Origin of the sequence: Paraburkholderia denitrificans, assembly GCF_042655705.1 — a bacterium.
GTDB classification, from domain to species: Bacteria; Pseudomonadota; Gammaproteobacteria; order Burkholderiales; family Burkholderiaceae; genus Paraburkholderia; species Paraburkholderia denitrificans.
In genome coordinates, this window is the sequence record NZ_JBHSMP010000003.1 from 25,177 (window position 1) to 46,293 (window position 21,117).

Genomic DNA, 21,117 nt, shown 5'->3' on the forward strand with positions numbered 1-21,117 from the left:
GTCATCCACCCACCAGAAACACGCGCGTAACGGGCCACTGAAGCGACTGGGCGCTCACGCGCACCTCCAGCCCCGTCACGGCGCGCGGCAGCGGCGCATGGGCGGGCGACGGCACCTTGAGATTGCTGATATTGGCGGCAAGTTGCGCGCCCACGTCCTGCATGTCCGAGATCCAGCCGACCCTCGGCACATAGAACCGGGCGCTGATCGAGTCGACGCCGCCCATCATGGGCAAAGCGCTCCACGTGTCGTTCTCGCCGCCGCGAAGCGCGCGCCCCAGTTCTCCGCGATTCGCAAGCGGCGGCGACGCGTAGCGCACCACACGGCCTTCGTTCAGGCGATAACGCACCACCTGGAGCCGCGGGGCCGCACCGGGCGGCACAGCAAACGCGCGCACGATCTGCAAAACGCCCTCGTTGAGCGAGATCGCGCTCACGCCCGCTTCATCGTCGTCGGCAGCGCGACCGCAATCGATCTGCATCTGGTCGAACATCTGCGCGAACACGCGTTCATCGGCCATCGAACGCGTGATCGTCTCGCGACCCCGGATGATCTGGTCGAGCCCGCGCCACGAGAGGATCGCCACCACGGCGAGAATGGCGATTGCAACGAGCAGCTCGATGAGCGTGAAGCCGCACGCCCGCTTACCCAGTGTGACGCGTGCGCGCTTACAGGGATCGGTTCGTCTCATTGCCGAGCACCGTAACGAGTTGCGCAAGATTTCCTGTTCGGCCGGGCGTCGTGACCGACACCTCCACACGACGAAATACCGGATTGGGCGACTCGCTCACCGTCTGCGTGCACATGAGCGGCAGCGCGGCCTGGGAGCAGTCGAAGCTCCGCTCGCCGAGCGCGGGCCACGCGTGATCGAGACGCAACTGGGCGAGTGCGTTGTCGGCGCTCCAGCCCGCGAGCAGGCGCTCGTGCAGATCCGCCTCGCTCGCGGCAAGACTGCCCACGGCGCGCAGCGACGCGACCAGCGCGATGGCGATGATCGACAGCGCGACAAGCATTTCGATCAAGGTGAAGCCCTGGATGCGGCCGTGGATGTGATTTTGAATGCGCACCGCGCGGAAGGAGCGTTGGGAGATCGACATGTTCAGCGCACCTCGAAGCGGCCATTGCCGGTGCCGACGATCGTCACGCGCCCGGCTGAGGAAAAGAGCGTCACCTCGACAGGCGCGTCCACGGCTTCGGTACCGAATACAAGGCGACTCGCGTGCGTAGCGTCACCGCTGCCGGAATACGCAATTGCGGCCCCCGTCACACCGCCTTCCCATTGACGCGGGCCGAGAAGATCGTCGCGCAGCACACGCCAGCCATCCTCCGTGCGCACGTCGAAACGAAATCCGCCCGTAACGGGCTGCCACGCGATGGGCCTTGCGCGCACCTGGGCCTCGTCGCCCGCCGATTCGAACAACAGCGCAACGCGTTCGGCCTCCTCACGCAGATCGCTGCGCGGATTGCGCGAGACCGTCAGCGACGCGACCGAAACCAGCAAACCCGCAATGAACAGCACCACCAGCATCTCGAGCAGCGTAAAACCCGCCGAGCGCCTGAGCCGTGTCGAACGCGTGCGCATGGATCGCCCTTATTGCCAGGATCCGACGTCGGCGTTGTTGCCTTCGCCTCCGGGCTTGCCGTCGGCGCCATAGCTGAAGACGTCAACCTCGCTGTGCAGGCCTGGATTGAGATACGCGTACGCGTTGCCCCACGGATCGTTCGGCAGGCGCTCGACATAGCCGCCGTCTTTCCAGTTGCCGGGCACGGGGTCGGTGGACGGCTTCTTCACCAGAGCCTCCAGGCCCTGCTCCCCGGTTGGATAGCGGCCGTTGTCGAGCCGGTAGAGCTTGAGCGCCTGCATGATCGTCCCGATGTCCTGGCGCGCGGCGACACGTCGCGCGTCGTCGGGCCGGCTCATGATCTTGGGCACGATCAGCGCAGCAAGAATGCCCAGGATCGTGATCACGACCATGATTTCGATCAGCGTGAATCCTCGACTGCGGCGCTTGTGACCTCGCGCCGATGCCGTGCGCAAACGCGCAGTATGTAAAACGTTCATCGAATCGGACTCCTAAAACTACTGATGTTTACTGTTTCATCACGGTTATTGCGACTCAATTTACGGCGCTATACTCCAGGTCATGCGAACTATCAATCGACTTATGGCCCCGACATCACGCCACCTGCTCACACTCGCCGCCTTCGCAGCCCTGTGCGCCACCTCGACTCACTGGGTCGTCACACTCGCCACAACGCGTGCTCGACCGGTCGAAGCCGCCGCCGCCGAAGCCCCGGTATCGCTCAACGAAGCCTCCAGGCTGTTCGGCGGCACGCCACAGAAGCGCGTCACGCAGAACATCCACCTCTTCGGCATCCTCGCACTTGAGCAAGGCGCCGCGGCCATCGTCAGCACCGACGGCGAACCTGCGAGAGCCGTCTCGCTGGGCGGCGCGCTCGGTCAAGACACTACGCTCGCCGAAGTGCGCCCGCGCTCGATCGTCATCGACCGCCACGGCGCGAACTCCGAAATCTTTTTGCCCGCCAACAGCGCCGGTCCCACCATCTACGTGCGCTGACGCGCCGCTGCCGCTGTCGCCGTCGCTGTCGATAACGCAATCGATAACGCAACCGCTACCGCACGAGGTTGTTCAACTCGATGATCGGCAGCATCACAGCCAGCACGATCACGAGCACCACGCCGCCCATCGCCAGAATCAGCAGGGGTTCAAGCAGGCTCGTGAGAAACATCGTGCGGCGCTCGAGCTCCCGCGCTTCGCCTTCGGCTGCGCGGTCCAGCATCGTCGTCACGTCGCCGGTCGCCTCGCCCGAACGGATCAGGTGGACGAGCACCGGCGGAAACGTCCTCGTATTGCTCAATGCGCGCGAGAGCGACGTGCCTTCTCGCACGCGCACGATCGCTTCGTCGACGTTGGCGCGCATCGCCTTGTTCGACAGCGTCTCGCCCGCTGCCTGCAATGCGCGCAGGATCGGCACGCCCGCGGCGCTCAGGATGCCGAGCGTGCTCGCGAAGCGCACCGTGTTGTAGCCACGCACGAGCTTGCCCGCGAGCGGCGCGCCAAGGAGCCAGCCGTCGAACGCCAGACGCGCAGCCGGCTGCCGCAGGATCGCGCGCACGATCCACGCGGCAAGCGCCACAGCGATGAGCACGACCCACCACCAGTGCCGCACGAACCCCGAGAGCGCCATCATCACGACGGTGAGCAGCGGCAACGCCTGCTTCGTGCTCGCGAACACGTTGACGACCTGCGGCACCACGTAGCTCAGCAGGAATGTGACGATGGCGAACGCGATGATCGTGACAATCGCCGGGTACGTGAACGCCAGCACGATCTTCTGCTTGAGCGCGTTGCGCTGCTCGATGTAGTCGGCGAGCCGCGAGAGCACGATGCCGAGCTTGCCGGTGTGCTCGCCCGCGGCGACGATGGCGCGATAGATGTCCGGAAAATCGCGCGGATGTTGCGCGAGCGCGTTCGCAAACGAATGACCGCCGAGCACTTCGGCGCGGATCGCCGCCATCAGTTCGCGAATGTAGTCGCGCTCCGCCTGTTCGGTGAGCACCGCGAGCGCCTCGCCGAGCGGCAATCCGGCGACGAGCAGGCTCGCAAGCTGGCGCGTGAGAATCGCCTGCTCCCGCTGCGACAGACGCCGCCCGAGCGCGAGCCGCGCTTCGCGTGCGCCGCGCGTGCGGCTCGCGGCCGGTTCGACGACGAGCGGCGTGAGCCCCTGGCCGCGCAATTGCGTGCGTGCGCCGCGTGCGCTGTCGGCTTCGAGGACGCCCTTTTGCGGCTTGCCCGCCGCGTCGATTGCTTCAAAACGAAATGCTGGCATCGTGGTTGGCGGCCCCGCTTATTTGAAGTCCATCATGCGCCGCCCGTGACGCGCAGCACTTCTTCGAGCGAAGTCGTGCCCGCATCGAGATAGCGCGCGGCGTCCTCGCGCAGCGTGCGCATGCCTTGTGCGCGAGCGGCTGTGAGAATCTCGGCGTCGGCGGCCTGGCGATGGATAAGCGCGCGGATCGGCTCATCGATGGGCAGCAGTTCGTACACGCCGCGCCGCCCCGCGTAGCCCGACTGGCGGCAGCGCTCGCACCCCACCGGATGCCAGCGCTGGCCACCATCCGCTTCGGCGCGCATTTGCCGGCACGCGGGGCAGAGCTGCCGCACGAGCCGCTGCGCCAGCACGCCGAGCAGCGACGAAGCGAGCAGATACGGCTCGACCCCCATGTCGGTGAGACGCGTGACGGCGGAAGCGGCGTCGTTCGTGTGCAGCGTCGCGAGCACGAGGTGGCCGGTCAGCGACGCCTGCACGGCGATCTGCGCGGTTTCCAGATCGCGTATTTCGCCGATCATGATGATGTCCGGATCCTGGCGCAGGATCGAGCGCAGCGCACGCGCGAACGTCATGCCGATGCGCTCGTTCACCTGGGTCTGGCCGATCCCCGCGAGGTCGTACTCGATCGGATCCTCGACGGTCATGATGTTCGTGGTCGCCGTCTCGAGCCGCGACATCGACGCATAAAGCGTGGTCGTCTTGCCCGAGCCGGTCGGCCCCGTCACGAGCACGATGCCGTGCGGCTTCGCGATCAATGCGTCGAACTGCTTCAGTGTGTCCCCTGCCATGCCGAGCGTTTCGAGATTCAGCCGCTGCGCGTCTTTTTCGAGCAGACGCAACACTGCACGCTCGCCGTGACCGGTCGGCAGCGTCGAGACACGCACGTCCACGGGCCGCCCGCCCACGCGCAGCGTAATGCGGCCGTCCTGCGGCAGGCGCTTTTCGGCAATGTCGAGCTGCGCCATGATCTTGATGCGCGAGATCAGCGCGCCATGCAGCGCCTTCTTCGGGCGCACGACGTCGCGCAGCGTGCCGTCGACGCGAAAGCGCACGACGCACGCATGCTCGAACGGTTCGATGTGAATATCGGACGCCTGCTCGCGCGCGGCCTGCGTGAGCAGCGCGTTGATCATGCGGATGATCGGCGCGTCGTCTTCCGACTCCAGCAGATCCTCCACCTCGGGAATGTCCTGCATCAGACGCGACAGATCGACTTCGCCCTCCACCTCGCCGACCACCTGCGCCGCGCTGCCGTCCTGGCGCGCGTAGGCCTGGTTGATCGCATGCGTGAGGTCGTCGGCGGGCAGACGCACGAAGCGAAGCGCGCCGAAATTACGCGCGACCTCGGCGATTGCGGCACTGGCCGTGTGCTCGCCGATCCACACTTCGAGGCCGTCCGCATGTTGCTGGGCAATGAGGATCTGCCCGCTCTTCGCGAAGCCGTAGGGCACGAGGCGCGCGGCGAGCGGCGACGGTGCCTCGCGCGTAGTCGTGTGCTGCGTATGCGTATGCGTGGTCGATTCCGCCGCTTGAAGGGCATTCACTGTTGCGCTCCGTGGCCGTCATCGGGCTCGCCGGGCTGGCGCGTCGTCTGGCTCAGGTCAAGGAGGTTCTGCGCGGGCGCTGCGCCCAGGCTCGGACCCGGCGGCGCCGGCGGCAAAATCGGCACGTTTTTGTCCCGGATGAGACGGTTGTCGGTTTGATAGCCGTTCTGCAGTCCGCGCATGTAGTCGTAGCGGCCCATCGAAATCGCCCGGCTCGTCGCCTCGTCGCGCACGATCACCGGCCGCAGGAACACCATCAGATTGCTCTTCGAACGCGTCTTGTTCTCCGACCGGAACAACTGGCCGAGCAGCGGAATGTCGCCAAGCAACGGCACCTTGCTGGTGCCGCCCGCATACTGGTCCTGCATCAGCCCGCCGAGCACGATGATCTCGCCATCGTCGGCGAGCACCGTCGACGAAATCGAGCGCTTGTTGATCGTCACGCCGCCGGGATGGTTGATCGTCGTTTTGTCGACGGTCGAGGCTTCCTGGTAGAGCTGCAGCTTCAGGATGCCGTCTTCGGTGATTTGCGGCCTCACGTGCAGCGTCACGCCCACGTCGATGCGCTCGAACGTATTGAACGCCGTCACCGACGGTTGCCGTATTGGCGGTCGGCGTTGCATACGAGCCCGTCACGACCGGCACGTTCTGGCCCACCACGATCTTCGCTTCCTGGTTGTCGAGCGTGATGAGATTCGGCGTGGAAAGCACGTTCGCGTCGGACGACGTCGAGAGCGCCTGCAGCAGGCCGCCCAGGCCGAACACATTGCCGAAGCGGTGCAGCAGGCCGATGTTCAGCCCGTTTGGCAACAGACCCTGCCCCCCGGCAGCCAGGGCCGCCTCCGGGTTGGCGGCGATGAGGGCGCCGCGCGCCGTCAGGTCGACAATGCTTGAACTGCCCGAGCCGAAATTTGAGCCGCCGTAGACGCCGTTATTCCCGTTGTCTCCCATCAGCGCGCCCTGCCACTGGATGCCGAGGTTCGCTCCGGTGTTCGCGGACAGCTCGACGACCAGCGCCTCGATGTAGACCTGCGGACGGCGCACGTCGAGCTGGTCGATGACGCTTCGCAGGTTGCGATAGACGGGTTCCGGCGCGGTGACGATGAGCGAGTTGGTCGCCGCATCGGCCTGGATCATGCCGCCGCCGCTGTTGTCTTCGCCGCCTCCGGGTAACGAAGCGCCGTTGCCGCCTGACGAGGCGCCACCCGACATCGGATTACTCGACTTCGCGTTGCCGCCGCCAAACGAGCCGGGCAACGGAGGCAGGCCGGACGTGCCGGTCGACGAATCGTTGCCCGCGTTCTCATTGAAGAAATTCGCCGTGCCGCCCGACGAGCCCGAATCGCCGCCCTTGCCCAACATGCCGCGCAGGGTTTTGGCGAGCTTCACGGCGTCGGCATTGTGCAGCCGCACGACGTGCATGTTGCCCGGCTGAGCCGTGGGCGCATCGAGTTGTTTCGCCAGTTTTCTCGCCGTCGCAAGCCGTTGCGGAGTCGAGGCGCGCAAGATCAGCGAATTGGTGCGCGCGTCGGCGCTGAGCGACACTTTCAGCGTCGGATCCGAGCCGCCGATCGCGCCCGGATCGAGCAGCTTCGAAAGCTGTGCCGCGATATCCAGTGCGTTGGCGTTGTGCAGCGGCACGATCTCCAGCTGCTGCCCTGCGGCCGTGTCCACGCCCGCGATGATCGATGCGATGCGCCGCACGTTGTCGGCGTAGTCGGTGACAACGAGCGTGTTGTTCGCCGGGTAGGCCGCGATGGTGTTGTTCGGGGAAATCAACGGGCGCAGGACCGGCAAGAGGCCGTTGGCCGATTCGTTGCGTAGCGTGAATACCTGCGTGATGACCTGATCGCCCTTCGCTGTCGGCGTATCGCCGACGTAGGTTGGCACGCCCTGCAACTTGGCATCCGCCTCCGGTACGACCTTCAATACGCCGTGGTCTTGAACCAGCGCGAAACCTTGCATGCGCAGCGCCGCCTGCAACGTTTTGAGCGCCTGGTCGATCGGAACGGCGTTTTCGGACGTCAGGTTGATCTGGCCTTTGACGCGCGGGTCGACCAGGATCGTATTGCCCGTTGCCGCGCCGATTGCCTTGGCGACCAGATCGATATCCGCGTTTGCGAAATTGAGATTGACCTGTGCGTTTGCTGTACAGACTGTCAGTACACCTGAGAATAAGAGCGACTTGAAAAGGCGCCGAAGCGCGGGTTGGGTATAGCGCATTATTTCTTGGTGTTGACGACTACGTATTTGCAGTCACGTGGATAAATCACCGGAACATGCTCATCGTTACCGCCGTGGGCGGCACGATTATTTTGCCAATCGAGGCATCGCGGCGGGCGGGTGTCCGGTACATCCCGGCTGAGCGACCGCGCGGATAGTCGCGAAGCGTACCACACGCTCCCATGAGCGTATAGGCGACTCTTTTTTGCACTGCGAATCAGGCAGAGATTCGGGCAGGGATCGAGGTCAATGGGCCTGTCGGATTTTTGTGTTCCTTGTTTCTACGATAGCGACATCTGACCGGAGTCCGTTATACGCACATCGTTATCGCTGTCGAAACCCGCGACTGTCACCTCGTGCGCGGCGTTCAGGACTATGCCGACGCGTGCGCTCGCAATGCGGCGCGCGATGCGTCCGCAAGGCGGGAAACGTCGCGGCCTTCCCCGCGGAAAACAAGATGATCGCGTTCGCCTGGCTTCGTGTCTATAATTGAGCGCTTACTCACTCTATATCGATTCAGGACGCGATGGCCCGCCCTCTCAGCCCGGAAAAACGCAATGCCTTACTGCTCGCGGCGACGCATGCCGTCGCCGAACAGGGCGTACTGGCCACGACGGCAAGCATTGCCCGGCGCGCCGGCGTCGCCGAAGGAACGCTGTTCACCTACTTCGAGAACAAAGAGCTGCTGTTCCAGGAACTGTATCTGCACGTCAAGCACGAACTGGCCGACGCCGTCATGCCCGACTATCCTCATCAGGCCGATTACCGGCATCGGCTGGAGCATGTCTTCCAGCGTTATGTGAGCTGGGGTCTGAGCAATACGGCCGCGCGACTCGCCGTCGCGAGACTCTCGGCTTCGGTGCAGTTGCTGGATGGGACCCGGGCACAAGGCATGGAGCCGTTCCAGGCCGTGTCGGGAATGATCGAGGATGCCGTGCAAAGCGGCGTCCTGGTGAACGCACCGATCGCGTTTCTTTATTCGATTATCGAGCGCATTGCCGATACCACGATCGAATACGTCGACAGGCAACCCGCCGATGCCGACCGTTACCGGCAGTTGGGGTTTCACGCTGTATGGCGGGCAATCACGCCATAAAATTTTGTCTGTTAATTGAGTGCGTACGCGCTCACCTTAAAGGAGAAGTCACTATGTCCACGCAGAAATGGTTCATTACCGGCGCATCCGGCGGTCTCGGGCTCGCGCTTACGCAGAAAGTGCTGGCCGAAGGGCATCATGTGGTCGCAGCCGTGCGCCGCGTCGAAGCGTTGCAGTCGCTTAAACAAGCCTGGCCGGATCGGCTCGAAGTGGAGTCGGTGGACGTGACCCGTCCCGAGCAGGTGCAGGCCGTCGCGGCGCGCCATTCCGATGTCGATGTGGTCGTCAACAACGCGGGCGGCGCCGTCATCGGCGCGATGGAGGAATTGAGCGAAGCGGACATCCAGCATCAAATCGCGCTGAATCTGCTGGGCCCCATCCATGTCACGCGTGCATTCCTCGGCGCAATGCGCGCGAGAAAACAAGGCACCTTCATTCACGTCACCAGCGTCGGCGGACGTGCTGGCTTTCCGAGTGGCTCGATGTATCACGCTGCAAAGTTCGGCCTCGAAGGTTTTGCCGAAGCCGTGAGCCAGGAAATCGCCGGATTCGGCATCAAGACCATCATCATCGAGCCGGGCTCCATCAAAACGGACTTCGTGGCCAATATTCGCTGGGCGAGAGAAATCGACGCCTATAAAGACGGCGTCGTCGGTAAACTGCGCCAGCAGATCAAGGCAGTCGGCGATGAATATGCTTCGGGCGATCCCGTGAAAATGGCAGGCGTCATTTATACGGTCAGTCAGATGCAGGAGCCGCCGTTGCGTACCGTTCTCGGCGGAGACGCCTACGCTTTGCTGGAAGCGAGCTATACGCGCAGCCTCGCCGAACTGCAGGCCCAAAAGGATCTCGCCAGTTCAGTGATGTTCGCGGGCAAGCAAGGATTCACCGCCCAGTGAGCATGGCGCTGCATTCAACGGGCATCTGAATTTGCAGCCGCAACGAAGTGGCGCGTTCGTTACGCGCCCTGCCCACCCTTCCCACCCTTCAATTTCACACGCGTAATCCGCGCGTGCGAAACGGCATCCACGAATCCGGTTCAGGCGACGCGCAACGACTTGTCAGACATGATCCGGATGATGGCCTGATCGGTATGTTTCATCGGCTGCGTCACCAGTCTGCACAGGTTATCGATTGTGTCCTCAACGTTCTCGCACACAATCCCGTCCGCCGAACTCGCACGAATATTTTGCCCAGCCAGCAAGACGGAACGGAAGGCGCTATTGACGGACGTCGAAACCTTCATCGCGCAGGTATTGGACGCGCCATCGCAAATGATCCCGCTGATGTCGCCGACCATATTGGACACCGCGCATTCCAGCACGCCGAAATCCTTCGAGAACAGCCAGCTCATTCCCGCCGCCGCGCCCATGGCCGCGGTCGTCACGGCGCACAGTGCCGAAAGGCGCGTATAGCGGGCATGAATGGAGATCGCAACCAGATGCGAGAGCGCAAGCGCGCGCGCCAACGCCTCGTCGCCGGCTTGAAGATGCTCCGCAACGGTGACGACAGGCATCGTGGCGGCAATGCCCTGATTGCCGGAGCCGAAATTCGTCATCGCGGGCAGCGTGGCGCCGCCCATGCGTGCATCCGACGCACTGGTCGCATCGATCACGATCCTGTTGAGCAGATCGTCCTGCATGAGTCCCTGCGAGATGGCGTCCCGCAGTGTTCCGCCTACGTTGAGGCCATAGCGCGCCCGTCGCCCTTCGGCGGAGAGTGCGCTGTTCATTTTTGCCGCTTCAAGAATGAAAGCGATGTCGTCGAAGTCGACCGAACTGGCGAACTCAAAAGCATCGCGAAGGGTAAACGCCGGAAGGGCAGCGTCGGCGCTTCCTGTAGAGCGTGCGGGACGATCGATCCTGACATGATGATCGACCGCCAGGTACGTGACGTTGGTGTGTCCGCCATTCACGATCACCCTGCACTGCCTGTTCTCGCCTTTCAGCGTGAGATCGACGTGGAGAAATTCGTGGGTTGCTTTTTGCTCGATGGCGATCTGGCCGTCGCTCACCATCAGATTGGCCTGGGCGACTTGCTGAAGCGTGACCTTGCGGAAAACTTCCAGCCCCGCGTCCGGATCGCCTCCGATCGAGCCGATGGCTGCCGCAAGCGCCACACCGCTCGAACCCGTGCCCGGGATGGTGACCCCCATCGCGTTCTTGTACAGATTCTCGGACACCGTGCCCGTAATCCCGGTGACAGGTTCACCCAGGTGCTGCGCCGCGACCGCTGCTGCAAATGCAATCGCGACCGGCTCCGTGCATCCCAGCGCCGGCGACACCTCGCGTTTTAACCACTGAATCAGTACTTGTGCATCCATAGTCGTGCTTCTGCTGCTTCTGTTTCCGAGACGCAAAATTATATGTTCTTCAACGAGAATAGTTATTCCAAGTTTCTCCTTGCGCAGGCGAAATAATAGAAATTATTTCCGCGCGGTTTGCCCCATACTTCCGGCGCTGTCCCGATACTGCGCGCATGCGCGCACGAAAGGGTTTGTCCCCATAGGCCGAATCCGCGCCTCGTGCGGCATAAGCGCACCCATGCGACGAAGGCCGGCAGGTCATGACGTCGGGTGCCTTCATTCAGCCGTCACGGCCCGAAGCAGTATCGGTAGTATCATTGCGAACCTAAATCAATATAAGGGACTCACGAAGTGTACAAGTTGCCTCTTACCAGCCTGGCCGCCGCCGCCGCGCTTTCTTTCGCACTGTGCAATACCGCATCGGCCGACACGATCGTCAAGATCGGTCACGTCGCACCGCTCACGGGTGGCTCGGCCCACCAGGGCAAGGACAACGAAAACGGTGCTCGCCTCGCGATCGAGGAGATCAACAAGAAGGGCCTCGTGATCGGCGGCCAGAAAGTCACGCTCCAGCTCGACCCGCAAGACGACGCAGGCGATCCGCGTCAGGCGACGCAGGTTGCGCAGAAGCTGGTGGACGACAAGGTCGTTGCCGTCGTAGGCCACGAAACGTCGGGCACGTCGATTCCCGCTTCGCAGATCTATAGCGCTGCCGGCATCGTCCAGATCTCGCCGTCGGCGACGAATCCGAAGTACACGCAACAAGGCTTCAAGACGACGTACCGCGTCGTCGCAACCGACGCGCAGCAAGGTCCGGCGCTGGCGAATTACGCCGCGAAGGCAATGGGCGTGAAGAAGGTCGCGATCGTCGACGATTCGACCGCTTATGGTCAAGGCCTCGCGCAGCAGTTCGAAGTGGCCGCGAAAGCCGCGGGTCTGACCGTCCTGTCGCATGACGCGACGAACGACAAGGCCGTCGACTTCCGCGCCATTCTGACGAAAATCAAGGGCGAAAACCCCGACGCGATCATGATCGGCTCGATGGACGCCACGGGCGGCCCGTTCGCCAAGCAGGCGAAGCAGCTCGGTCTGCGCGCGAAGATTCTCTCGGGCGACGGCGTGTGCACGGCAAACATCGCCGATCTGGCCGGCACGGCCGCCGACAACATCATCTGCTCGGTTGCCGGCATCGGCCTCGACCAGATGGCTGGCGGCGCGGCGTTCGCGTCGAAGTACAAGCAGCGCTATAGCCAGGACGTCGTGCTGTATTCGCCGTACACGTACGATGCTGTCTATATCATCGCCGACGCAATGAAGCGCGCGAACTCGGTCGAACCGGCGAAGATCCTCGCCGCCATGCCGACGACCGACTACAAGGGCGTGATCGGCGAAACGACGTTCGATGCCAAGGGCGACCTGAAGAAGGGCATCATCTCGATCTACGGCTATAAGGACGGCAAGCGCCAGTTCATCAACAAGGTTTCGATGTAAATCGAACCTCGATTCACGCGGCTAAATCAGGCCACAGAATCAGGCCGCATGCGCGAGAAGCGCATGCGGCTTTTTTTAATGTAGCCGGGCGAGAAGAGGAAACGGCTTACATGGCCGCTTCGAAAATGGCGATGACCTGCGCAAGCGTTGCCTTGCGCGGATTGGTCAGCACGCACGCGTCTTTCTGCGCGTTGCTCGCCATCACTTCGTGATCCTCAGATTTCACGCCGAGGCCCGCCAGACCCGACGGGATGTTGATAACACGCGGGAGACAAACGGCGACTGCCCTGATTCGACATACGCTGCCCGGGACACCGTTCCAGAATTTCACATGTCGCACGTTACATGTCACATGCGCGGCAGGTTGTTCATGGTCATCGACTCAACACCGCGATCAGTTTCTCGCGAGCGGCGTGATATTCCGAGCCTGCAATACCGTGATTCATCGCAGCCCCCAGAAGCGAGGTCTGCAATTCAGGATCGATCATTCTGAACGGCAAGACCGGTGTGTGCCCATCGGAAAATTCGAGTACGCGGGACTGCGCCGATCCAAACAGCAACTGCACGTGAGACTCCCAGATCAGCAGCTTCGCAAGCTTCGCGAGGTACCCCCTGGGATACATCCGGTCGGGTATCTGGTAAGTCGCGCCATGCAGCCGTATCCAGTCGGTAAAACGGGCAGCCGGCATCGGCCGCGCAACGGCGTACCCCTGAACCGCATCGGCACCGAGCAACGCGACCGCATCGATCAGATCAACGCTCTCGACACCTTCCACTACGACGGACTTGCCGAGCGCATGACACAGATTGGTCAGCTGGTAGATCGAACTGAGCACATCGATGGGGGTGCGTTCGACACCCTGAATCAGACTGCGATCGAGTTTGATCACATCGAATGGCAATGCGCGCAGACGATCCAGGCTGCTGTGCCCGGCGCCCAGGTCGTCCTCGGCCAGCTTGATGCCGAGCGATCTGAATTTTTCCAGACCGTAGCGTTCGCAATCGCTCGTGCCCGTGCCCGACGTTTCCAGCACTTCGAGCATCAGCCGTTGCGGCCGGCTGCCGTATCGGCGCAATGCCTCACGGGTGATGTCGTAATAGCGCGGATCGAACAGCGCCTCGGCCGGAAGATTGGCCGAAACCAGTATGTCGAGCCCTTCGCGCAGCCAGCGATTCTGCTGACTCAATACCTGATGCAGCCCCTGCGTATAGACCACAACGAAATCTTCACGCGACAGACACGGAAAGAACTTGCCGGGCGACAGCGTATCGTCGCCGTCGCGCAGGCGGACCAGCGCTTCGGCACGATCCACGCGCCCCGAACGCAGATCCCGGATCGGTTGATAGTGCATTTCGAGCGCGGATGTCCCGATGAGGCCCGCCCAGCGCTGCCGCGTGGACCACGGCAGTGCCTGCGAGGTTCGCGAGCCGCTCTCGACGCGTGCAATCGCAAACGTCATCACCGCCTGCACCTGGCGGATAAACGAGGCCTGCTCAGCCGACGAATAGCCCCCAGGCAAATCGCTGTACAACGACAGCACCGTGCTCGGCGTGCGATCGGGCGGGCACAGCGGAATCGCCACGCTGGAGCGAATGCCGTGTCGCCGTGCGATTTCGCGCCACGGCCCCATCCTCTGATCGGTTTCGAAATTGATGCAGCGCTCGACCTGTCCGCCGAGCCACGCTCGCCCGGTCGGCCCCTGCCCCTGCGGCCCTGCTCCTTTCATGACCACGCTGGAATCCGTGGCCTCGATGTCGGCGAAATACGCCTTCAGCCGGTCACCGGAAACGGATTCGAAACGGAAAATGCCCTCGACGCCCGGGCGGCCAAACGAACAGCCGACGCTGCCATCGAGCGCACCGAGGATGGTCGCGGCCTTGTCGATCAGATCGGTGTGACTGGTGGCGCTCCACGCGAGTTCGGTCGTGCGCAGCAACACCTCTCGCGAGTTTTCCCACACCAGCCGCGACGCTTCTATCTGCCAGGTCAGACAGCGGCTCAGCCGCCGGGACAGCACGGCCAGCGCGAAGTGATGCGTGTTCGCATCGACACGGCGGCTCACCACGGCTTGCAGCAGTTCCTGGCTGTGCGCGAGATCCCGGGCATTCATGCCGAAGAGCGTATGTATACGTCCCGCTCGCATGCTGCTGGCGCGATGCTTGCTGGCGGTCAAGCCGGCGGATGCCGACAGCATCAGGTGCCCTGCTTGACGCCGTTTCAGATGAACCAGCTCCGTTTGCGCAAGACTCCGAATCAGCTTGCCCACGCCCTTCAAGTCACTGAGCTGCTCGTAGAACTCGTCGATGAGGATCTCGACGTCAGGTTGCAGTACCTCCGCGAGCGCCGCCATCTCCGGCGCCAGATCGTCGCCATACAGATACGCAACCTCGTCCAGCTGGATCGCGCCCGGCATCTCCCGGCTATCGTGGAAGCCCGGCGCGCCGGACTGGCCTTGCGGAACGTCCTCCGACCGGAGCCGCGGCCCGACCACCCTGTTTCGCCCCGTACGTTTGGCTTCATACAGGCAGCGGTCCGCCCGTTCGATCAGGTCCTCGAATGAATCTTCGGCATGTTCGTCTGAATTCGATACGCCGATGCTGACGGTCAGCGTGGTCTTCACGCCGGGGGCTTTCGCGTGCAGTTCCTCCTCGATCGTGAGCCGGATCGATTCGGCAACCGCAATCGATTCGCGTGGATCGGCGTCCTGTAGCACCACGCAAAATTCCTCTCCACCGTAGCGGCCCGCAATATCTCCCGGATGCGGCACGCCACCCGCAATGCAGTTGGCGATCAGGCGCAACGCCTTGTCGCCGGCCAGATGTCCGTGGGTATCGTTGTATCGCTTGAAGTGATCGACATCGATCATCAGCACACCCACGCTCGCACCCGCACGGCGCGTCTGCGCGAGGATGCGCCCGGCCTCCCGTTCGAGCATGCCGCGATTCGGCAATCCGGTCAGTGCGTCGAAATACGCGAGCCGCTGCAGGCTGCTGTGTGTGTCCTCAAGCTCGAAGGCCAGCGAGCACAACCGAAGACACGCCTCGGCGAGCTTCACGTGAGCGTCGCCCGGCTCGCCTGGCTGCCTGAAATAGAACGCGAGACTGCCCAATACCCGACCGCTTTGATCTTTGACCGGATGCGACCAGCACGCGCGCAGACCCAGCGGCTCGACCAGATGCGCGAGCATGCGCCAGTTCGGGTCCTCGCGAATATCGCGCGTGAGCACTGCCTCGCCCGACATCATGGCGGGGCCGCAGGTTCCGGTTTCGGGTCCGGCCAGCATGCCGTCGAGCGCCGCGTCGTAACCGGACGGCAGACTCGGGGACGGGATCGGGCGCATGCGTCTGTCGCTATCGAGCCTGACTGCCGCCAAGACGACATCGGGCGCCATACGCTGAACTTCGCTGCACAGCACGTACATCGTTTCGCCCAAAGGCGGATTGCCCGTCATGGCGGACAACATGACGTCCTGCAACGCCAGCAGGTTCAATTCCATTTCACCTCAAGTCCCTGCCTGTTGCCGGACGAACTTTCCCCGTGTCCACGAGGAATCGCTAACGACATCGACGCACGGACCCGCCGTGCGCCTGTTCGTGCAAAAGTTGTATCGACCTGTCCTTCGGTCATGATCATTCGCCTCCAGAGCGTCCGGGCGCACGCGGCCCTGTTTTGATGCGCCAGCCAGATGCTGTCCGGCGCGCATGACAGTTGAATCGATCTGTCCATGCCAATTTCTTGCCTGCCCCGCCAGCCAGCCTGGGGCGATACCCTGGGGTGAGATCCCGGTGCGAGACTTCTTTCCCGGCAATGGCGCTTCGTCGCTCTCCTCTGAATTGTCACTTCGGCAAATGAATGCAAGCACACGCTGGTTGCGTATGCACGTAGTTATACAGGGAAACGATTCACCCGTTCGGTTAACGGAGCCTCTGCGTAAAATGTTAGAAAAAAATGGGGCGTGTTTTGCGTTACGTCACGAAATGATCCGCAAACCAGGTAAAACGTTGACAATTCCAATGCGCAGCCATTGCATTTTTCGTGCAAAATCTGGCGGCGCTATTTTTTCATAACGAATAGATATCCTGATCAATCGTCAGGACGTCACGCGTCAAACGCCACCGTTGGGTGTTCTCCCCCGAAGCGACTATTTCGTCGCTACGAGGAAGAAGCGTCGCAATCTTATGCAGCTAACGGCGAGCGACAAAGCGGGCGACGAGGCGGGCGCAAACCATCGAGCCCGCCGTCGCGTGTGCGCCCATCGGGGCGCACACGGTTATCGCATGCGGCCGTTCGCCAAATAGCGCTGATGCCAGGACAGCGCCTCGCCGAGCAGATGCGGCGTGTGCTTGCCGACGCTGTCGCGGCTGGCGCGCTCGAAGTAGTCTTCGAGGAGCGGACGATAGTCGGGATGCGCGCATTGGGAGATGACCGCCTTGGCGCGCTGCTTGGGAGAGAGCCCGCGCAGATCCGCAAGGCCCTGCTCGGTCACGATCACGGTCACATCATGTTCCGTGTGGTCCACGTGGCTTGCCATCGGCACGATGCACGAAATCGCGCCGTTTTTCGCGGTACTCGGCGTCACGAAGCACGACATGAAGCCATTGCGCGCAAAGTCGCCCGACCCGCCAATGCCGTTGATGATCGACGTGCCCGCGACGTGCGTGGAATTGACGTTGCCGTAGATATCCGCTTCCACCATGCCGTTGATGGCGATGCAACCCAGACGCCGCACCAGTTCGGCATGGTTCGACATTTCCTGCGGACGCAAGACGATGCGGCTGCGATAGTGGTCGATATTGCGCTGGAATTCTTCGACGCCCTCGGGACTCAACGAGAGCGCAGTGGCCGAAGCGACGCGCATCGTGTCCGTGCGGATCAGGTCCAGCATGCCGTCCTGAATCACTTCGGTGAATGCGGTGAGGCCTTCGAAGCCGCCGTCGCGCAGGCCGGTGAGCACCGCGTTGGCGATATTGCCCACGCCCGACTGCAGCGGCAGCAACTCCGGCCGCAGGCGTCCGCGCGAAATCTCGTGGCGGAAAAATTCGACGAGATGCCCGGCGATGCGCGCGCTGGTATCGTCCGCCGGAGCGAAGCGGCCGAGACGGTCCAGCGCGTGAGTTTCGACAACCGCCACCACCTTCGCGGGATCGACGCGCAGATACGGCTCGCCGATGCGGTCGCCGGGCGCGACGAGCGGAATCGGCTTGCGGTCGGGCGGCAGCGCCGTGCCGTAATAAATGTCGTGCATGCCGTCGAGTCCGGCCGGCTGATTCGAGTTCACCTCGATGATCACCTTCTTCGCCAGATCGAGCCACGTCTTGTTGTTGCCCACCGAGGTCGACGGAATCAGACGGCCGTCGGGCAGGATGCCGGCAACCTCGACCACCGCCATGTCGATTTCGCCGAGAAAGCCGAACCACGCATACTGCGCCACCTGCCCGAGGTGGATGTCCATGTACTCGATTTCGCCGCGATTGATGCGGGCGCGCAGTTCCGGATCGCTCTGATACGGAAGACGAAAATCGATTCCGCCGACTTTGGCGAGCGCCCCATCAAGTTCCGGCGCAGTCGATGCGCCTGTAAGCACGCGAATTGCAAAGCGCTCTCCCCGCGCGTGAGCCTCCTCGATCACCCGAGCGAGTTCAACCGGTACAGCCTTCGGATAGCCTGCGCCGGTAAACCCGCTCATACCCACCGTCATGCCCGGTTGAATCAGCGCAGCGGCTTCGCTGGCTGGCATCACCTTCGATATGAACGAGTTATTCTGAATTCGCGATTCCATTTCCACTCCTTGCCGTTCCAGGGCTTCTGCCACATTTCTAAACGTCACGGGCCGGGCGACACCTCGCTGTGCCGCCCGCCCTTTCCATCACTTTACGCGTCTCCTGCCCAGCTTCCGGCATTCCCTGTTTACGATGCCGGGCAATCTGGCGCTCCGCCGCACCGGCGCGAGCGCCCTACATCTTACGGATTGTTTTCGCTGGCAGTTTGATTTCAGTTAAATTGCCGAATTCAATTCAGGGAACAATGCCTTCTGCGCAATTTTACGCTTGCGCAACCCACTGGATGTCTGTCTCAGGCGTGCGCGCCGCGTGTCACGCCGCTTCCCAGCAGCCACGAGAAGACCGTTGAAAGCTACAAGAAAGCCGCAGGACGCGGTATAACAAGAGCACCCGATGGCAACCGATCCAAAAACAGCGATGAAAAATGAATGGCGATCGCTGATCGCGCCCGCAGTGTTTATCGCGGTAATCGCCGCGGCTGCGGTTCTCGCCTGGCGCGCCACCCAGGCCGGTTCAGAACACGTCCACTGGCCGATATGGCAGGCCACATGGCGGGCGATCAAGTCTCACGTGGGTCACCAGTAGGGGAATGCCAGGCACGCATGCGCCGCCTCCCGCCATGACAGCGGCCGCGTGGCCACGCCTGCAACAGCGCAGCCGGCTCGGTCTTTTTTCTGTCCGACGCAAGACCGCTTTCAGTCTCGTGCGACTTACCATTCGGCAATAGCCACGTCGTAGTCTTCCTCATAGAACGCGATAAGAAACTCCTCCGGCATCAGCCACGAGTCGACACTGACCGTCTGTGCGGCAATGTCAAGATCGACTTTCGCGTCGGCGTCGACAGTCTTCATCGCATGCTCGATCGTTACGCGATCGTCTGCCCCGATTTCAGTTTTCATCGCGAACTTCATTTTTCCCGTCTCCCTTCAAAGACGCGCGAATCGGGCGGTTGTCCCGCATCAGCGACCACCGCACAGCAAGCAGGCGCCCACAGGAAAGATTAGTGGACGGCGCACCCTTCAGCAAGAGAAGTGCGGCAGCCATCCAGACCGGCACCATGAACGCCGCTCCGGCGCCGTATACCGCACGCCTTCCCTATGCCGCGCCAATCGCACCGGCGATTGTGCAGCCAACCAGGATGCCAAAGTTACACGCTTGCATCAACAAAGAGAATCCAGCAGGATCGAAATTCATCGTTCCATTAATTGGCAGGCTCCATGAATCGCCTCGAAGCCATGTCCATCCTCGTCGCGGTCGTCGATTCGGGCAGCCTTTCGGCGGCCGCGCGCAATCTCGACATGCCGCTGGCCACAGTCAGCCGCAAGGTGGGAGAACTGGAATCGCATCTGAAAACACGTCTGCTTCACCGCACGACACGAAAGCTTTCATTGACGGAGGCCGGAAGCTCATACGTCGCTGCGTGCAGGCGCATTCTTGAAGAGATCGGCGAAGCCGAGCGCACCGCGACGGGCGAATACGCGGCGCCCAAAGGCGAACTCGTCGTCACCGCGCCCATTGCCTTTGGCCGTCTGCACGTCGTGCCCGTGATTACGGATTTTCTCACGCACTATCCGGAAATCGACATCAATCTGATCCTCACGGATCGCGTCGTGCATCTGCTGGACGAGCACGCCGATGTCGCGATACGGATCGGCGAATTGCCCGATAGCACGTTGGTCGCGAAGCGCGTCGGAACAGTGCGCCGGGTCATCTGTGCCAGCCCCCGCTATCTGGCAACGCATGGCACGCCGGAGCAACCAGGCGAGCTTGGCGGGCACAAGTGCATTACGTTCGAGGCGCTCGAATCCATGCGCGCCTGGGCTTTCGGGTCCGGCCGGTCGGCGCAGTCGGTGCCCGTTCATTCGCAGCTTGCCGTCAACACGGCGGATGCCGCAATCGCTGCCGCCAGGTTGGACGCCGGGTTGATACGTGTGCTGTCTTACCAGGTGGCAGACGCTATACGCGCGAACGAATTGCGCGTCGTGCTCGAAGCCTTCGAGGCGGCGCCATTGCCGGTCAGTCTCGTGCATACGGGACAAACACCCCTTCCGGTGAAGCTGCGCGCGTTTCTCGACTTCGTAACGCCGGGCCTCAAGGATCGCATCGCGGCAGCTTGATCCGGCCTGCCGCGCGACAGCGAGGCAGGAGCAACGAAACACTTTCACGAAAGTCCGCGTTGCCCGCACAACGATTGCGTCTTGCTAGTCCTGCCAGGAGGACTCAGCCGCAACACGAAGTTCACGGTACGCAGCGACGAGTGCATCAAGGCTGAACGCGCGGTTCAAGCCGCTCGGATTCGGCAGGACCCATGCACGCGCGCCGCCGAAACCGGCGTCCTGCAAGCCCCATTGAACCGTGCGCCGACCGGACATTTCGGAGAGCGCCATCTTGCCAAGAAAGGCAATGAATCGCGGCGCGTAGTGTCGAACCTTATATTCAAGCTGCGTAGCCGCGGCGTGAATCTCCGCCTTCGACAACTCGTCTGCACGAACCGTGGGACGCGCGACGGCTGTCGTCAGACCACAGCCATAGCGCAGCAGTTGCCGGTCGTTCTCGGGACGAAACTCCTCGTCCGTAAATCCGGCGCGATGAAGGACGCGCCAGAATCGATTGCCCCTCCCCACAAAGTGATGCCCCGTCGACGCTGCGGACATCCCTGGATTGATTCCACAAAAAAGTATCGACAACCCGGGTTCGATAATGTCGGGAAGCGGTTGATCCGCATGGGTGTACATCATCGATGTCATGCTGGCCGACTCCGGTTCTGGATCATGGCTGCACATTTGCTTCCTCTCTGAAGTCGCGCGGGTCAACGTGATGAG

At 62.5% G+C, this 21,117-nt stretch carries 18 protein-coding genes and 2 pseudogenes; 6 read left to right on the plus strand and 14 right to left on the minus strand.

Going from position 1 to position 21,117, the window contains the following annotated elements; genetic code table 11:
• Position 1: 1 nt before the first annotated feature.
• Genes ACFPTO_RS00515 through gspG form a run of 4 tightly spaced genes read right to left on the minus strand, consistent with a single transcriptional unit; the run spans position 2 to position 2,062 of the window.
• Positions 2–691, minus strand: a complete 690-nt coding sequence (locus tag ACFPTO_RS00515) for a prepilin-type N-terminal cleavage/methylation domain-containing protein (RefSeq protein WP_377708659.1) — start codon at positions 689–691, stop codon at positions 2–4.
• A complete protein-coding gene (gene gspI / locus ACFPTO_RS00520) occupies positions 669–1,097 on the minus strand; it encodes a type II secretion system minor pseudopilin GspI (RefSeq protein WP_377708660.1) in 429 nt (142 codons plus the stop codon). Before gspI ends, ACFPTO_RS00515 begins: the two co-directional genes overlap by 23 nt.
• A 2-nt stretch (positions 1,098–1,099) precedes the next feature.
• Positions 1,100–1,582 (minus strand): GspH/FimT family pseudopilin, encoded by a 483-nt coding sequence (locus ACFPTO_RS00525; protein WP_377708661.1) that lies wholly within the window; start codon positions 1,580–1,582, stop codon positions 1,100–1,102.
• 9 nt (positions 1,583–1,591) lie between these two features.
• Positions 1,592–2,062, minus strand: a complete 471-nt coding sequence (gene gspG, locus ACFPTO_RS00530) for a type II secretion system major pseudopilin GspG (RefSeq protein WP_377708662.1) — start codon at positions 2,060–2,062, stop codon at positions 1,592–1,594.
• 103 nt (positions 2,063–2,165) lie between these two features.
• On the opposite strand from gspG, the gene ACFPTO_RS00535 reads away from it, so the two are divergent.
• A complete protein-coding gene (locus ACFPTO_RS00535; RefSeq protein WP_377708663.1) occupies positions 2,166–2,579 on the plus strand; it encodes a type II secretion system protein N in 414 nt (137 codons plus the stop codon).
• A 55-nt stretch (positions 2,580–2,634) separates the two neighbouring features.
• Here the strand turns inward: ACFPTO_RS00535 and gspF are convergent, their stop codons facing one another.
• The 3 genes and pseudogenes from gspF to gspD all read right to left on the minus strand — a co-directional run bounded on the left by gspF (position 2,635) and on the right by gspD (position 7,622).
• Positions 2,635–3,852, minus strand: coding sequence for a type II secretion system inner membrane protein GspF (gene gspF / locus ACFPTO_RS00540; RefSeq protein ID WP_377708664.1), 1,218 nt, complete (start codon positions 3,850–3,852; stop codon positions 2,635–2,637).
• 32 nt (positions 3,853–3,884) lie between these two features.
• Positions 3,885–5,399 (minus strand): type II secretion system ATPase GspE, encoded by a 1,515-nt coding sequence (gene gspE, locus ACFPTO_RS00545; protein ID WP_377708665.1) that lies wholly within the window; start codon positions 5,397–5,399, stop codon positions 3,885–3,887.
• Positions 5,396–7,622: pseudogene (gene gspD / locus ACFPTO_RS00550) on the minus strand (type II secretion system secretin GspD). Before gspD ends, gspE begins: the two are co-directional and overlap by 4 nt.
• Positions 7,623–8,148: 526 nt before the next feature.
• Here gspD and ACFPTO_RS00555 point away from each other — a divergent pair.
• A complete protein-coding gene (locus ACFPTO_RS00555) occupies positions 8,149–8,718 on the plus strand; it encodes a TetR/AcrR family transcriptional regulator (protein WP_377708666.1) in 570 nt (189 codons plus the stop codon).
• Positions 8,697–9,617 (plus strand): SDR family NAD(P)-dependent oxidoreductase, encoded by a 921-nt coding sequence (locus ACFPTO_RS00560; RefSeq protein ID WP_377708667.1) that lies wholly within the window; start codon positions 8,697–8,699, stop codon positions 9,615–9,617. The genes ACFPTO_RS00555 and ACFPTO_RS00560 overlap by 22 nt, the downstream gene beginning before the upstream one ends.
• Before the next feature lie 140 nt (positions 9,618–9,757).
• Here ACFPTO_RS00560 and ACFPTO_RS00565 read toward each other — a convergent pair whose 3' ends face one another.
• Positions 9,758–11,041, minus strand: coding sequence for an L-cysteine desulfidase family protein (locus tag ACFPTO_RS00565; protein WP_377708668.1), 1,284 nt, complete (start codon positions 11,039–11,041; stop codon positions 9,758–9,760).
• Between the two features lie 342 nt (positions 11,042–11,383).
• Between ACFPTO_RS00565 and ACFPTO_RS00570 the strand changes: the two genes are divergently transcribed.
• Positions 11,384–12,514, plus strand: a complete 1,131-nt coding sequence (locus ACFPTO_RS00570) for a branched-chain amino acid ABC transporter substrate-binding protein (protein WP_377708669.1) — start codon at positions 11,384–11,386, stop codon at positions 12,512–12,514.
• Between the two features lie 106 nt (positions 12,515–12,620).
• Here ACFPTO_RS00570 and ACFPTO_RS00575 read toward each other — a convergent pair.
• From ACFPTO_RS00575 to ACFPTO_RS00585, 3 genes and pseudogenes are all read right to left on the minus strand, one after another.
• Positions 12,621–12,773: pseudogene (locus tag ACFPTO_RS00575) on the minus strand (L-threonine dehydrogenase); the annotation flags it as partial.
• A gap of 115 nt (positions 12,774–12,888) precedes the next feature.
• Positions 12,889–16,011, minus strand: a complete 3,123-nt coding sequence (locus ACFPTO_RS00580) for a diguanylate cyclase (RefSeq protein WP_377708670.1) — start codon at positions 16,009–16,011, stop codon at positions 12,889–12,891.
• A 774-nt stretch (positions 16,012–16,785) separates the two neighbouring features.
• The gene (locus tag ACFPTO_RS00585) at positions 16,786–18,294 is read right to left on the minus strand and encodes an acetyl-CoA hydrolase/transferase family protein (RefSeq protein WP_377708671.1); all 1,509 of its coding nucleotides are present in this window, start codon (positions 18,292–18,294) and stop codon (positions 16,786–16,788) included.
• A 394-nt stretch (positions 18,295–18,688) separates the two neighbouring features.
• On the opposite strand from ACFPTO_RS00585, the gene ACFPTO_RS00590 reads away from it, so the two are divergent.
• Positions 18,689–18,880: a hypothetical protein gene (locus ACFPTO_RS00590; RefSeq protein ID WP_296651108.1), complete on the plus strand. Its 192-nt coding sequence runs from the start codon at positions 18,689–18,691 to the stop codon at positions 18,878–18,880.
• A gap of 125 nt (positions 18,881–19,005) precedes the next feature.
• Here ACFPTO_RS00590 and ACFPTO_RS00595 read toward each other — a convergent pair whose 3' ends face one another.
• Both ACFPTO_RS00595 and ACFPTO_RS00600 read right to left on the minus strand, forming a co-directional pair.
• Positions 19,006–19,206 (minus strand): copper chaperone, encoded by a 201-nt coding sequence (locus ACFPTO_RS00595; RefSeq protein ID WP_377708672.1) that lies wholly within the window; start codon positions 19,204–19,206, stop codon positions 19,006–19,008.
• On the minus strand, positions 19,184–19,354 hold the full coding sequence (locus ACFPTO_RS00600; protein WP_377708673.1) for a hypothetical protein: 171 nt from the start codon (positions 19,352–19,354) through the stop codon (positions 19,184–19,186). Before ACFPTO_RS00600 ends, ACFPTO_RS00595 begins: the two co-directional genes overlap by 23 nt.
• A 158-nt stretch (positions 19,355–19,512) precedes the next feature.
• Between ACFPTO_RS00600 and ACFPTO_RS00605 the strand changes: the two genes are divergently transcribed.
• Positions 19,513–20,412: a LysR family transcriptional regulator gene (locus tag ACFPTO_RS00605; RefSeq protein ID WP_377708675.1), complete on the plus strand. Its 900-nt coding sequence runs from the start codon at positions 19,513–19,515 to the stop codon at positions 20,410–20,412.
• An 84-nt stretch (positions 20,413–20,496) separates the two neighbouring features.
• Here the strand turns inward: ACFPTO_RS00605 and mug are convergent, their stop codons facing one another.
• A complete protein-coding gene (gene mug / locus ACFPTO_RS00610; RefSeq protein ID WP_377708677.1) occupies positions 20,497–21,042 on the minus strand; it encodes a G/U mismatch-specific DNA glycosylase in 546 nt (181 codons plus the stop codon).
• Between the last annotated feature and the right edge of the window lie 75 nt (positions 21,043–21,117).